Below are 13258 nucleotides of genomic sequence, written 5' to 3'. Positions count from 1 at the left end.
GCGATCGACACAGGAAAGCTGACGTCTCCAGCCGATCACAGGTCACGGCCGCTCCCGACCAGATATTGCCGTTCACGTGTATTGGTCCGAACGTCCGGATCTGACGGAAGCCGTCAAACGAGCGACACCGATTGCCGGACAGTAAGCGCCGCAGGCATCGCCGTTCAATCGATCACCTTCGCTTCCCGAAGCGATCGAGAGAAACGCCTCGCTCGCAATCGTGACGCGAATACCGCTCGAACTGCGCTTAAACAAAGGAAAGCCAAGACGTCTCTCGAAGAGCTGCATGCGGCGGCTCACCGATGACTGCGGAAGGCAAAGCAGTTCTGCAGCCTTGCGGAAACTCCCAGCCTCAGCAGCGCAAATCGCACACTTGAGATAACGTAGATCGAGGGAAAGATCGAGCATTGCGCTCGCTCGCCAACGCGGTTTGGCCATCGGCGTTGCTCTTATGCGTCGACCAGATCAGCAACGTGCGCGACGAGGCCGGTTTGGCCCGGCGCAACATGGTCGGCCATGGTGTGGCGATCGGGGAAGTCGCCGCCATTTTGCGACCGGAAGGGAATCGGCGTGTCGGTGAAGAGCCCGGCGAGACGGACACGCCATGCCGCCTTGATCGCCGCCACTTCGTCCGCCGTGGAAACATGACCCGCACCATAGACCGCGTGCGTCGGGAGCACGTCCATGCCGGGATAGAATAGCGCGCCATGGGTCAGGGGGAACAACAGTTGCTCGATCGGCCCGTTGATACCGCGCGGGCCGTAATCGGCCTGTGGGCCGCCGGCCTGCACGTTGACCAGCGCTCGCTTGCCCTTGAGGATCCCCTCGCCAAAGCGGAACTCGTTGGAGCCATTCTGGTAGCCGTAGGCAAAGCCAAAGGCATAGACCCGCTCGATCCAGCCCTTCAGGATCGCGGGCACGCCGTACCACCATAGCGGGAATTGCAAGATCACGGCGTCGGCCGCGAGCAGCTTCTGCTGCTCGACGATCACGTCGGGCGTCTGATTTCCACTTCCGTAAGCATGGCCCGACTCCATGATGAACGACAGCCGTTCGGGGTTGTCACGCACCGGAAAATCATCGGCGTCGTACACCGCCTTCCACCTCATGCCGTAGAGGTCCGAATGCATCACGCTGTGTCCCGCTGCCGACAACGTCTCAGCGGTCACATTGACCAACTGCCGTGTCAGCGAAGTGGGTTCAGGGTGCGCGTAAACGATGAGAACTTTCATGATGATCTCTTTTTGATAGCTGGGAGGTAGTCAATATTCGCCGACAAGCTCGCTTCATCCGAGCCCAGGAACACGGCGACCGCGGCCCACGACTCCCGTGCCGCGAGCTGCAGCCGTCAGCGCGTCGAGCCACATTTGATGACCGTTGAGCATGGGGTTCGGCCAGGCCGTGGCCATGCCCTTGGCCGGCGCACCGTTCTGCGTCTCCTGCGTCAGAATGCGAACACGGCCCCCGTCCAGGTCCTCGACCAACCAGGCGTGGTGAACATCCAGGCGGATATCGCCCTCGCCGCCCCAACCGTGCCAGGCGATCCGGCCGGGCTGCTCGCGGGTCGGGGCGACATACTCCACGACCTCGGCCTCGATCGGGCCGCCGAACGTCTCGAAAGAGAAGCGGCGGCCGAGCGCGAGCGTCGGGCTGTCGCTGTTAAGGAAGCGGACGTTGGCGCTGTTGGCATAATAGCTCGGCCAGCGCGTCGCCTCGGCGAGGAACGGCCAGATCTCAGCGCTGGTCAGCCCGAGGACGATCGCCTCGTTCGAAACGAAATTATCCGTGTAGCCGGGGAGATAACCTTGCGGCCATTCGATCGCGTTCATCATGGTATCTGGTTCCTTGCTGTTGTTCGTCTCCTCGCTGACCGTCCCCGCCGGGGCGGGTGGGGGACGTGGGGAGCAATAAAGTCCTCGCCCAATAGGCTCACCGAGTGAGATGTAGCCGCCGCCGCGGGCGGTCCTGATCGATCGACATGGGCATTACGCTTTATCCATCGCTCGGATCGGCAATGTGCACGGCGAGGCCGGTTTGGCCCGGCGCAACGTGGTCGGCCATGGTGTGGTGATCGGGGAAGTCGCCGCCGTTCTGCGACCGGAACGGAACCGGCGTGTCGGTGAAAAGCCCGGTGAGACGCACACGCCATGCTGCCTTGATCGCCTCCACGTCTTCCGCCGTGGAAACGCGCATCGTGCTATGGACCGCGTGCGTCGGGAGCACGTCCATGCCGGCGTAGAACAGCGCGCCGTGCGTTAGCGGGAACAGCAGTTGCTCGATCGGGCCGTTGATACCTCGCGGGCCATAATCGGCCGCCGAGCCGCCTGTCTGCACGTTGACCAGCGCTCGCTTCCCCTTGAGGATGCCGTCGCCAAAACGGTAATTGTTTGTACCATCCTTATAGCCGAAGCCAAAACCCCAGACGAAGACCCGCTCTATCCAGCTCTTCAGGATCGCGGGCACTGAGTACCACCACATCGGGAACTGCAGGATCACGGCCTCGGCCGCGAGCAGCTTCTGCTGCTCGACCACCACGTCGGACAACTGATGCCCGCTTGCGTAAGCGTGGCCGCCCTCGGCGATGAAAGACAGGCGTTCGGGGTTCTCACGCACCGGAAAGTCATAGGCGTCGTACACCGCCTTCCACCTCATGCCGTAGAGGTCCGAATGCATCACGGTATGTCCGGCTGCCGACAAAGTCTCGGCGGTCACGTTGACCAATTGCCGTGTCAGCGAAGTGGGTTCGGGGTGGGCGTAAACGATGAGAACCTTCATGATGACCTCTTCCTGATAGTTTGGGATTGTCAGTATTCGACGACGATCTTGCCGAAATGGCCGCCAGATTCCTGGAGCCGGAAAGCGTCCGCGATGCAGCCGTCACGTCACCACACCCAGATCGTGGAAGTTCAGGGAGGTGGCGTGCACACGCACGCGGATGGCGGTCGGTCCAGGATCGCCGGCGTCGGGGAAGTCTGCCAGCGTCAAGCCGTCTAGCCCCTGCTGCGGATGAGCCTGGATGGCTTTCATATGCGAACTGGTATCCGTGTCGTCGATTGAAGCGCTGCGGGATTCAGCCCGCTCGCGCCCTATATGGCGCGGCCACTGTGGGTCTTGAAATCGAACTTTTTATGTGTCGTTATCGACACGATGGATACTAGGAACCTCGATCTCGGACTTCTTGTGACGCTTGAGACCTTGCTTGCGGAGCGCAACGTCACACGCGCCGCGCGCCGGCTGAACCTCAGCCAGCCTGCTTTGTCGGCGCGGCTGGCGCGGCTCCGTGAGGCGCTGGGCGATCCGCTTCTGATCCCGGGCCAGCGCGGGATGATCCTGACCCAGCGAGCACTCGAGATGATGCAGCCACTGCAGGAGGCACTTGAGGGTGTTCGCCGCGTCGTCGAGCAAGGCGCGCCTTTCAATCCGGAGACCGTGCGTGCGACCGTGGCGATCGCGGCGAGCGACTACGTCCAGTATGCGCTGCTGGCACGCTTTTCGGTCGTTTTGCGGGCCGAGGCGCCGATGATCCGCATCGCCTGGCGGGCGCTCGACTTGATGGCGCTCACGACACAGTTGGAGCGTGGCGAGGTGGACCTGGCCTTGGCAAGGCCCGAAGAGGCGCCGGCGGGGATGCGCCAGCGCCGGCTCTACGAGGAGGAGTATGTGGTCGTTGCTCGACAGGGGCATCCGGCCGTGCACGGTATCCTTGATCTGGACTTGTTCTGCGCGCTGGACCACGTCGTCGTCTCAAAACTGGGCGGAGGCTTTGCCGGGCCTACCGATGCGGCGCTTGAGGCGATCGGCCGCCGTCGTACCGTTGCCTTGTCCACGTCGGGCTTCCTGATCGTGCCGGAGATCGTGGCACGATCCGATATGATCGCGGTGATTCCACGTCGGATCGCAGACGGTTGGTCAGACCGGGTGCAGGTGCTGGAACCGCCGCTCCACATACCCGGATTTGCCATCGCCAGTATCTGGCACGAACGCACGACCAACCATCCAGCACAAAGCTGGCTGCGTGACAGGCTCGCTGCTTTGGCATGACGTCCTGCCCAAATATAAAGGCTAGGTCCGTTTTTCCAAAAACGATCCCATATGGAACAATCGCGAGCGGCAGTTCTCGGTTATGCCGCCATTAGGCGAAACCTGTGCTGACGGCGAATTTGTCCCAAAGTCAGTCGTGGTCGCTGCCGCTCGGTTCCAGATGTACGAATGGCAGGTTTCGGGCTCGCGCAAGATCCGACTGAAAGGCCAAGATTAGGGCGCAAAGCGGTTATCGGTGCGAACATCTAATGTATTTATAGTGCTCAGCCGCCAAGGCTAAGGACCACGATCTCTTGACAAGCGTACGCATATAGCGTACATTGGCGCACTGATTTTGACCGTTTCTCGTATCTGAGGCGGACAGCAGATGATGCTGCGACGCACAAATTATTAAGTTCGTTTTTGGCAATTTTTTTCTTTTTTCTCTCCGCAGCTGACGTTTCGCACCTGCAAAAGCCTGCTGCCGGTCATGAGCTGGTCATCCATGGTTATAAATACTCCGGACGGATTCTATGGCAGCCTGGCTTCGTCATCCGCGCAGATTAGGCGGTCGGCACAGCAATGGCGCGGGCTTTGCCGAGCCCTCCGGGATAGCGGAACGCGATCGCCGTCGGCGCAGCCGGCACGACGTGGCAGCTTCCATCGCCCAAAATCATCAAGTTCGTTTCTGGTGTTTTTTCGTTTTTCCCTTCCCGTGTGCGGGTCCGCGCCCTGCCCGCCGGCGGACCCGCGCCACCCTCGCCCACAGCCCCTTCCGCCGAAATTGCATTGCCCCTCCGGCCCCGATAGAGGCGGATCAAGCGCGCCGTATCGAGCCGCGGACCGGGAGACTGTGATGCGCAAGGGTTCGATCGGGCTGGCCGCCTTCCTCCTCTCCCTCGCCGGCGCGGGCCATGCCGCGACGTTGGCGGCGGGCGATCTTCGCCCCGCCACCAGCCTCGACGGCGCCTGGCATTACTCGGTCGATCCCTATCGCGACGGTGAAGCCGGCTTCCACGGTGGCGAGCCCGGCCCCAGCAGCCGCCGCTACGCAGACGTGGATGTCGAGGCCGCGATGAAGGCCGATCCGACCGCGCTGTACGAATATGACATGGATCAGTCGCCGGTCGCGACTTTGCCCTCCTCCTGGCTGACGCACGCACCCGAAATGCGCCACTATCAGGGGCTGGTCTGGTATGAGCGCAAGTTCGACGCGCACCCGACCATGGGCAAGCGCCAGTTCCTCCGCTTCGGCGCGGTCAATTATCGCGCAACCGTGTGGCTCAACGGCAAGAAGGTCGGCGCGCACGAAGGCGGCTTCACCACCTTCGCGATCGAGGTCACCGGCGTGCTCCGCCCGGGCGAAAATCGCCTGGTGGTTGCCGCGGATTCGCAGGCCAGCGACACCACCCTGCCCCCGCCCGTCACCGACTGGGAAAATTATGGCGGCATCACGCGCAGCGTGCGCCTGATCGAAACGCCCGCAACCTTTATCGATACGATGTGGGTGCGGCTGACGCCGGACGGGCGGATCAGCGCGGACGCGCAGCTTAACGGTCCCCAGGCCGCGCGTCAGACGGTCACGCTGCGCATTCCCGAATTACATGCCACGATCGGCGGCAAGACCGATGCCAATGGCAAATGGTCGGGGTCGATCGGCGTGCCGTCCCAGCTCCAACGTTGGTCGCCCGAGACGCCCAAGCTTTATGACATCTCCGTAGTCAGCGGCGGCGATACGCTGGCGGACCGCGTCGGCTTTCGCACCATCGCCGTAAAAGGCGCGCAGATCCTGTTGAACGGCAAGCCGATCTACCTGCGCGGCATCTCGGTGCATGAGGAGGAAATCGGCGCGAACCCCAGCCGCACGATCACACCGCAGGCGGCGCACGATCTGCTGGCGCTGGTCAAGGATGGGCTGCACGGCAATTATGTGCGCCTGGCCCACTATCCCCATTCGGAGGTGATGACGCGGGAGGCGGACAAGATCGGCCTGCTCGTCTGGAGTGAGATACCGATCTACTGGCGCGTCGCGTTCGACAATGATGCGGTGCTGGCCAAGGCGCGCACCATGCTGGCCGAAGAGATTGAGCGCGATCGCAACCGGGCGTCGATCATCATCTGGTCGGTCGCGAACGAGACGCCGGTCAGTGCCCCGCGGACGCATTTCCTGGAGACGCTGGCGGACGACGCCCACCGGCTGGACGCGTCGCGGCTGGTCTCGGCCGCCCTGCTCAACGATCGCACGACGCGCGACGGTCATGCGGAGATGGTGCTGAACGATCCGCTCGTCAGCCATGTCGATGTGGTGGCGATCAACACCTATAACGGCTGGTATACGTCCGATAAGTTGGCCGACGTGCCGGGCATCACCTGGCGTGTGCCGGCGGACAAGCCGCTGGTCTTCTCCGAACTTGGCGCGGATGCGCTCGCCGGCTTCCATGACCCCAAGACGATGCGCAAGGAATCCGAGGATTATCAGGCCGAATATTTCCGCCAGACCCTGAAGATGGCGGACAAGATCCCGACCCTGGTGGGCATGAGCCCCTGGGTATTGAAGGACTTCCGCTCGCCACGGCGCCAGCATCCGGTGTTCGAGAGCGGCTGGAACCGCAAGGGCCTGATCTCGCCGACCGGACAGCGCAAGGAAGCGTTCGGCGTCCTCGCAGACTATTATGCGCAAAAGGCGGCCGAAGCGGCCAAATGAAGCGACACGATCCCCACCCGTTCGCCCTGAGCGTGTCGAAGGGCTGCCTTTCTTCATCGCAGAAAGAACGGTGCTTCGACCAGCTCAGCACGAACGGTATCGATAACTTACAGGCCGTAAGAACCACCCAATTTCACGCGGGGACCGCCCAATGAAGCTTGCCTCTGCCCTATGTCTGATGGTGGCCCTCGCCCCGGCCGCGCAGGCGGGGCGGGTCAGCTTCGGCCGCACCAGGGATGGCCATGCCGCCCACCTCTACACGCTGACCAACAAGAACGGCCTGGTCGTGCGCTTTACGGATTATGGCGGCCTGATCACCGAGATCGACACGCCGGACCGGCTCGGCAAGCCGGCCAACGTCGCTTTGGGTTTCCGCAGCGCCGGCGAATATGAAGCGCTGAACGGCGGCTATGGCTTCGGATCGCCGATCGGCCGGTTCGCCAACCGCATCGGCAATGCCCGCTTCACGCTCGACGGCAAAACGTACAGCTTCACGCCCAATGCCGGGCCGCACCTCCTCCATGGCGGCCCGCCCGGCTACAATATGCGCTTCTGGCACGTGTCGATGAAGCGGCTCGGCATCAATCACGGCGCCGTTCTGTCGCTGACCAGCCGCGATGGCGACCAGGGTTTTCCCGGCACGCTGAAGGTCCGGATGACCTATACGCTGACCGAGGATAATGAACTGCGCATCGATTACCGCGCGACCACCACCAAGCCGACCGTGCTGAACCTGACCAACCATTCCTACTTCAATCTGGCGGGCGAAGGCGCCGGCGACGTCGGCAGTCACCTCATCCAGATCAACGCCCGCAGCATCGCCGAAACCGACCGTCTGGCACTCCCGACCGGTCGGATCGTGGAGGTCGCCGGCCCGTTCGATCTGCGCAGCCCGCGCGTGATGCGCGATGGCATCGATACGCTACGGGCCGACGGCCGCGGTGGCTATGACACGCCTTATGTCCTCGCCGATGGTCCGCGTCCGACACCCGAACTGGTGGCGCGCGTGACCGAGCCGACCTCCGGCCGCATGATGGAAGTCTATACGACCGAGCCTTCGATGCAGTTCTTCACGGCCAATCATCTGAACGGCAAGGATACCGGCCCGAGCGGGCGCCCCTATGTGCGCTATGGCGGCTTCGCGCTGGAAACCCAGCACCTGCCCGACAGCCCCAATCACCCCGAATGGCCGACCACGGTGCTGCGACCGGGCCAGGTGTTCCGATCGACCACAATCTACAAATTCGTGACCCCGGTCGACCGACTGCACAATTGAACGCCGGCTGGCACGGACGGCACAATCCCGCCGCCGCAATCGCTCAGCCCACTGGTCCCGATAAGGTTTCCCTTCGTAGACAATAGCTTCGGCTGCAGGGACAGATAAGCGGGGCGGCGCGTTGAGCATCGTGAAGGAGAGAGAGACAATGGCCAGCCAACCCCCAAGCCCTGAAATCCCGACCGACGCGCCCGTCGATGCGCCGATCCCGACCCCGACCGATCCGATTCCCCCGGTCCCGACAGATCCGGTCGTGGACGGGGCTGGCGGCAGTCCGCTGATCGAAGGGCCGTAAAATCACGGCGGGTTCCGATCATCGGCGCCGTCTTTAAGGGCGGCGCCGCTCGTCAAACTTTCCGAAACGACTACACGTGTAATTGATCGTTCAGCTTGGCCTTGCCATCATGCGCAGGAGAATGCGTTTGGGGGGACAATGCCATGCGCGAGACGGGCCGCACCTTATTCCAGCGAACCGCGTCCGCCATGGGGTGGTGGACGGCGTCCGATCGCGCCGCGGGCGAGCTTACGCCCTTATATGACACCGCTACGACGATCGGCGAGACAGCCGTCGCCGGCGGCTACAGCGCTGGTCTCGTGACGGCCTTCCGGCTTCCCATCCGAAGCCCCTCCGCCGTCGCGATCGGCTGTGCCGATCTCGAGCATGGCGTGCCCCTGGCGGCCGACCATGATTTTCCTGTCGGCGCGTGCCTGCACCAATTTGTCGCGGCCGCAATTCTCTTGCTGGTGGAGCAGAACCGGATCCGTCTGACCGACCGCGTCGACCGATTTGACGAGGACGTCGGCAACGCGACCGGCGGCACCGTGCAGGATCTGTTGGACGGCGGCGATCTCGGTTACGATCGGCTGGCGCGGCTGGTCGCCTATGTCGCGGGCGAGACCTTCTCGCAGTTCGTCACCACCCACCTGCTGCTCGCCGCGGGCATGGCGCGCAGCCGCGTGGACGCGAGCGACGGCGTCGTGTCGCAACCTGCAATTGGGTATCGGCTGAAATCGGGGCTTGCCTATGATTTCGAGCAGGCGGTCGCGGTGACCGGGGGTGGCCTCCACGCGACGGCAGGCGATCTGTTGCTGTGGAACCGCGCGCTGTTCAACGGCCGGCTACTGACGCACGCCGCAGTCGACCGGATGACAAACGGCTATGGCGAAGGCCGGACCAGCCCTGAGCTGGGGTCGATCGTTGAGCGGCATCGTCGCGGCTGGGGTCTGGAAAGTGGCAAAATCCTGGGCCGTCGTGCCTTCTGGCAACGCGGCGAAGCACCGGGATTCGATACCTGGCTGTTCCATTTTCCCGACGCGCGGATCGATCTCACCCTGCTCGCCAATACCGAACAGGGCGCGGCGACGATCCTGGAGCCGATGCTGCGCGCCCTCCTGCGCGCATAACAGCGTCCCGACGAAGGCTAGACGAGCCTGCTCTGCTTGAGCGCGGCTTCGATGAAGCTTGCGAACAAGGGGTGCGGATCGAACGGCTTGGACTTCAGCTCCGGATGGAATTGGACGCCCACGAACCAGGGATGGTCCGGCCGCTCGACGATTTCAGGGAGCTCGCCGTCGGGCGACATGCCCGAAAAGACCAGCCCGCCTTTTTCCAGCGCATCGCGATAGTGGACGTTGACCTCGTACCGGTGGCGATGCCGCTCCGAAATGTCGGTCCCGCCATAGATGTTCGCGGCATGACTGTTGCCCGCCAGGCGGGCGTCATAGGCGCCCAACCGCATCGTACCGCCCAGATCGCCGCCCTGCTCCCGCTTCTGCAGGCCTTCGGCACCCATCCATTCGGTGATCATTCCGACGACGGGTTCATCGGTGGCACCAAATTCCGTGGTCGAGGCCTTCTCGATCCCGGCCGTATTTCGCGCGCCTTCGATACAGGCCATCTGCATCCCAAGGCAGATGCCGAAATAGGGTACTTTCCGCTCCCGGGCGAAGGCCACGCTGGAAATCTTGCCTTCGCTGCCACGCTCACCGAAGCCACCAGGCACCAGAATGGCGTTCATCGGCTCCAGCTTGGCGGCGATCTCTTCCTGGTCCTGCTCGAACAATTCCGCGTCGAGCCAGCGAACGTTGACCTTCACCCGGTTGGCGATGCCGCCGTGGACGAGCGCCTCGTGCAGGCTCTTATAGGCATCCGGCAGGCCGACATATTTGCCGACGACACCGATCGTGACCTCGCCCTCGGGATTTTCCAGTCGGTCGACAATGTCATGCCAACGACTGAGATCGGGCGGGCTGCCCAGTTCGATATTGAACGCGCGCAGCACGGCCGCATCCAGGCCCGCGGCACTATATTGGATCGGCACCGCATAGATGTTCGATGCGTCGAGCGCGGGGATGACCGCCGTCAGCGGGACGTTGCAGAACAAGGCGATCTTGGCACGCTCGGTTTCCGGCAGATCGCGTTCGCAGCGGCACACAAGCACGTCCGGCTGGATGCCAAGGCTGGTGAGATCGCGCACGCTATGCTGGGTCGGCTTGGTCTTCAGCTCACCCGCCGCCGCGATATAGGGCACCAACGTCAGATGAACGAAGCAGGTATTGTCACGTCCCAGATCGTTCCGCAGCTGGCGGATCGCCTCCATGAACGGCAGGCTCTCGATATCGCCCACGGTTCCGCCGATCTCGCACAATACGAAATCCAGATCGTCCGTCTTGGCGCGCGCAAATTCCTTGATCGCGTCGGTGACGTGCGGAATCACCTGCACGGTCGCGCCCAGATAGTCGCCGCGCCGTTCGCGCTGGATGATCGACTGATAGATTCGCCCGGACGTAATATTGTCACTCTGCCGCGACGGCACGCCCGTGAACCGCTCATAGTGGCCGAGATCGAGATCGGTCTCCGCCCCGTCGTCGGTGACGTAGACCTCCCCATGCTGATACGGGCTCATCGTGCCCGGATCGACGTTGAGATAAGGATCGAATTTCCGAATGCGGACGCGGTATCCACGCGCTTGCAAGAGCGCCGCGAGCGACGCCGCCATAAGGCCCTTGCCAAGCGAGGAGACCACGCCGCCGGTTATGAATATGAACCGCGCCATGGGAGAAAAGGCTTAGCGGCCCAAACCCCAAATGGGCAAGCGGCGATTTCGCCGCTGCCCCACCGAATTGCTTATTGGGCGAGCGGAACCGTATTGTTGTCGGTTGGCGCTGGCGCGGGTGCCGGTACGGCCGGCGCCGATGCGGGGGCCGGATTGCGCGCGAGGCTGGTATCGATCCGGGTCGGGCTCTTGGACATCGTCGCCAGTGCCGCCAGACCGATGGAAAGCACCACAAAGATGGTCGCAAGGATCGCCGTGGTCCGCGTCAGGAAGTCGGCCGCGCCGCGCGCGCTCATCAACCCTGCCGGGCTACCGCTGGACGCAAGCCCACCGCCCTCCGACCGCTGCATGAGAATAACGCCCACGAGCGAAGCGGCGATGATGGCGTGAACGACGAGGAGGAAGGTAAGCATAGCGGCTGGCCGTTAGCGGAAACGATGAAGAGGAGCAACCGGAGCTACCACGTTACAAGGATGGTCACGCATCGCCTTGTACCTTCGCAATCCCATAACCTGCGGCCTTCAAAGCCATGACCGCCGCGAGAGCCTGATAATGCGCCTCGTGGCCGACATCATATAGGCGGCCGCTTTGTTCCCCGGCGCGCTGTATCGCATCGCGCATCACGCGATAGGCATCCTGCGGAACCGTCCCATCGCGCGTCAGTCGCTCCAGATCATCCATCATCGCCTCCTGTGCTGGCAGGAAATAAGCGGCAAGCCCGCCTTTCCAACCAGGAAAAGCGACGATCAATTTGGAGCGGCGGCTTTTTCCAACATATCGTGCCGCCGGAGCGCGTGGCGCAACTGATCGTAGGTCAGCTTCAGGGCTGCGGCGGTTGCGCGCTGGTTGAAGCGGCAGCGGGCGAGCGCCGCTTCCAGCAGCTGCCGCTCATGCGCGTGGCACGCTGCACGCAGATCATCACAGTGGAACGATGGCGCCGCCACCGGGGCGGGTAGGATGGCGGTGGAGGATGGCGCGTCCTCGCGCCTCGGCACGGCGACATCGCGCCGATAGGGCGAGGCAAACGGATCGAACTGGATCGCATCGACCGGCTTGTCGATCTCGTCCCAGCGATAGACGGCGCGCTCGACGACGTTCCGCAATTCGCGCACATTGCCGGGCCAATCATAGGTTTCCAGCTGCTCGGCCGCATGTTTGCCGAAGCCCGGCCAGCGGGGCCAGCCAAGTTCGGCCGCCATGCGGCGCGCGAAATGATCGGCCAAGACCGCAATGTCCCCTTCGCGCACGCGCAATGGCGGCAGGTTGATGACTTCGAAGCAGAGTCGATCGAGCAGATCGGCACGGAACCGCCCTTTTTCCACCAGCGCCGGCAGATGTTCGTTGGTCGCGGCAACAATCCGCGCATCTACCCGGATAGCGCGCGAGGAGCCGATACGGGTGACCTCGCCATATTCGACCGCACGCAGCAGCCGCTCTTGCGCGCCTTGGCTCAGTGTCGCCAATTCGTCGAGGAACAGGGTGCCGCCATCGGCTTCCTCGAACCGGCCGACCCGGGCTTTCGTGGCACCCGTGAAGGCGCCCGCTTCATGGCCGAACAATTCCGCTTCGATCAGGGTTTCCGGCAACGCCGCGCAGTTCATCGTGACCAGCGGCCCCGCCCAGCGCGGACTGAGACGATGCAGACGCTCCGCCACCAATTCCTTGCCGGTACCACGCTCCCCGATCACGAGCACCGGACGGTTCAGCGCTGCCGCGCGACTGGCACGTTCGACCGCATCCAGAAACGGCCCCGATTGTCCGATGAATTGCGCTTCGCGATCCATGCCGATGGATTGGCGAATTTTACCACTTGTTGGCAAGTCTTAAATCGCACGCTGCGTATACGCCTTACGATAATTGGCAGTTTTCTGTCATTTTTTGAATTGGCACGGCTCCTGCAAAGCATTGGACATCGCCGGTCTCCGGCACCCGGTTTTAAGGTCAGGAAATACAGATGGTCACGTTCACCAAGTCCGACATGCAGCGCTTCATGGTTTCCGGCGTGGCCGCATTGGCCATGTCCGCGACCTGCCTATTCGCAGCAGTCGGCCCGGCCAGGGCCAATGTGCCCGCCGCGGCGCAGCAGGTTGCCCAGATCGCTGTGCGGTAATCACGGCGATATCCGGGGCGGGTGGTCCCTAATCCCGCCCCGGATTACAACAATGGTCAGAGTGACGGCCGTAACGCGTAGGACAGGAGCAA

General features: G+C 63.0%; 15 protein-coding genes. 6 read left to right on the top strand and 9 right to left on the bottom strand.

Translation table 11 applies throughout. The features are described from left to right. Positions 1-72: 72 nt before the first annotated feature. From ACSBM8_RS05785 to ACSBM8_RS05765, 5 genes are all read right to left on the bottom strand, one after another. Positions 73-438 (bottom strand): LysR family transcriptional regulator, encoded by a 366-nt coding sequence (locus ACSBM8_RS05785; RefSeq protein WP_442680706.1) that lies wholly within the window; start codon positions 436-438, stop codon positions 73-75. Positions 439-449: 11 nt separating this feature from the next. Continuing rightward, positions 450-1232: an NAD(P)H-dependent oxidoreductase gene (locus tag ACSBM8_RS05780; RefSeq protein WP_442680705.1), complete on the bottom strand. Its 783-nt coding sequence runs from the start codon at positions 1230-1232 to the stop codon at positions 450-452. 54 nt (positions 1233-1286) lie between these two features. After that, the gene (locus ACSBM8_RS05775) at positions 1287-1832 is read right to left on the bottom strand and encodes a hypothetical protein (protein ID WP_442680704.1); all 546 of its coding nucleotides are present in this window, start codon (positions 1830-1832) and stop codon (positions 1287-1289) included. Between the two features lie 160 nt (positions 1833-1992). Next, positions 1993-2775, bottom strand: coding sequence for an NAD(P)H-dependent oxidoreductase (locus tag ACSBM8_RS05770; protein ID WP_442680703.1), 783 nt, complete (start codon positions 2773-2775; stop codon positions 1993-1995). 102 nt (positions 2776-2877) lie between these two features. Next, positions 2878-3027, bottom strand: a complete 150-nt coding sequence (locus ACSBM8_RS05765) for a hypothetical protein (protein WP_442680702.1) — start codon at positions 3025-3027, stop codon at positions 2878-2880. Positions 3028-3180: 153 nt separating this feature from the next. Here ACSBM8_RS05765 and ACSBM8_RS05760 point away from each other — a divergent pair, with 153 nt between their 5' ends. From ACSBM8_RS05760 to ACSBM8_RS05740, 5 genes are all read left to right on the top strand, one after another. Further along, the gene (locus ACSBM8_RS05760; RefSeq protein WP_442680701.1) at positions 3181-4041 is read left to right on the top strand and encodes a LysR family transcriptional regulator; all 861 of its coding nucleotides are present in this window, start codon (positions 3181-3183) and stop codon (positions 4039-4041) included. 835 nt (positions 4042-4876) lie between these two features. Continuing rightward, entirely contained in the window at positions 4877-6724 is a 1848-nt protein-coding gene (locus ACSBM8_RS05755; RefSeq protein ID WP_442680700.1) for a glycoside hydrolase family 2 protein, read from the top strand. A 151-nt stretch (positions 6725-6875) separates the two neighbouring features. Continuing rightward, positions 6876-8000: an aldose epimerase family protein gene (locus ACSBM8_RS05750; RefSeq protein WP_442680699.1), complete on the top strand. Its 1125-nt coding sequence runs from the start codon at positions 6876-6878 to the stop codon at positions 7998-8000. A 148-nt stretch (positions 8001-8148) separates the two neighbouring features. Continuing rightward, positions 8149-8295 carry a hypothetical protein gene (locus ACSBM8_RS05745; RefSeq protein ID WP_442680698.1) on the top strand — a complete coding sequence of 49 codons (147 nt, stop codon included), beginning with the start codon at positions 8149-8151 and terminating at the stop codon, positions 8293-8295. Between the two features lie 143 nt (positions 8296-8438). Then, positions 8439-9404: a serine hydrolase domain-containing protein gene (locus ACSBM8_RS05740; RefSeq protein WP_442680697.1), complete on the top strand. Its 966-nt coding sequence runs from the start codon at positions 8439-8441 to the stop codon at positions 9402-9404. A 17-nt stretch (positions 9405-9421) separates the two neighbouring features. Here the strand turns inward: ACSBM8_RS05740 and ACSBM8_RS05735 are convergent, their stop codons facing one another. The 4 genes from ACSBM8_RS05735 to pspF all read right to left on the bottom strand — a co-directional run bounded on the left by ACSBM8_RS05735 (position 9422) and on the right by pspF (position 12840). Beyond that, positions 9422-11056 carry a CTP synthase gene (locus ACSBM8_RS05735; RefSeq protein WP_442680696.1) on the bottom strand — a complete coding sequence of 545 codons (1635 nt, stop codon included), beginning with the start codon at positions 11054-11056 and terminating at the stop codon, positions 9422-9424. A gap of 71 nt (positions 11057-11127) precedes the next feature. Next, entirely contained in the window at positions 11128-11469 is a 342-nt protein-coding gene (gene secG / locus ACSBM8_RS05730) for a preprotein translocase subunit SecG (protein WP_442680695.1), read from the bottom strand. A gap of 64 nt (positions 11470-11533) precedes the next feature. Beyond that, positions 11534-11806, bottom strand: a complete 273-nt coding sequence (locus tag ACSBM8_RS05725) for a hypothetical protein (RefSeq protein ID WP_442680694.1) — start codon at positions 11804-11806, stop codon at positions 11534-11536. Then, a complete protein-coding gene (pspF, locus tag ACSBM8_RS05720) occupies positions 11803-12840 on the bottom strand; it encodes a phage shock protein operon transcriptional activator (protein ID WP_442680693.1) in 1038 nt (345 codons plus the stop codon). Before pspF ends, ACSBM8_RS05725 begins: the two co-directional genes overlap by 4 nt. 170 nt (positions 12841-13010) lie before the next feature. Here pspF and ACSBM8_RS05715 point away from each other — a divergent pair, with 170 nt between their 5' ends. Beyond that, complete coding sequence (locus ACSBM8_RS05715; RefSeq protein ID WP_442680692.1) at positions 13011-13166, top strand: hypothetical protein; 156 nt, start codon at positions 13011-13013, stop codon at positions 13164-13166. Positions 13167-13258: the final 92 nt, after the last annotated feature.

The sequence above is a fragment of the Sphingomonas sp. ASY06-1R genome (genome assembly GCF_052180265.1).
Lineage (GTDB): Bacteria > Pseudomonadota > Alphaproteobacteria > Sphingomonadales > Sphingomonadaceae > Sphingomonas_I.
The sequence above is the reverse complement of the archived record's forward strand: the minus strand, read 5'-3'. Positions and strand labels throughout refer to the sequence as shown.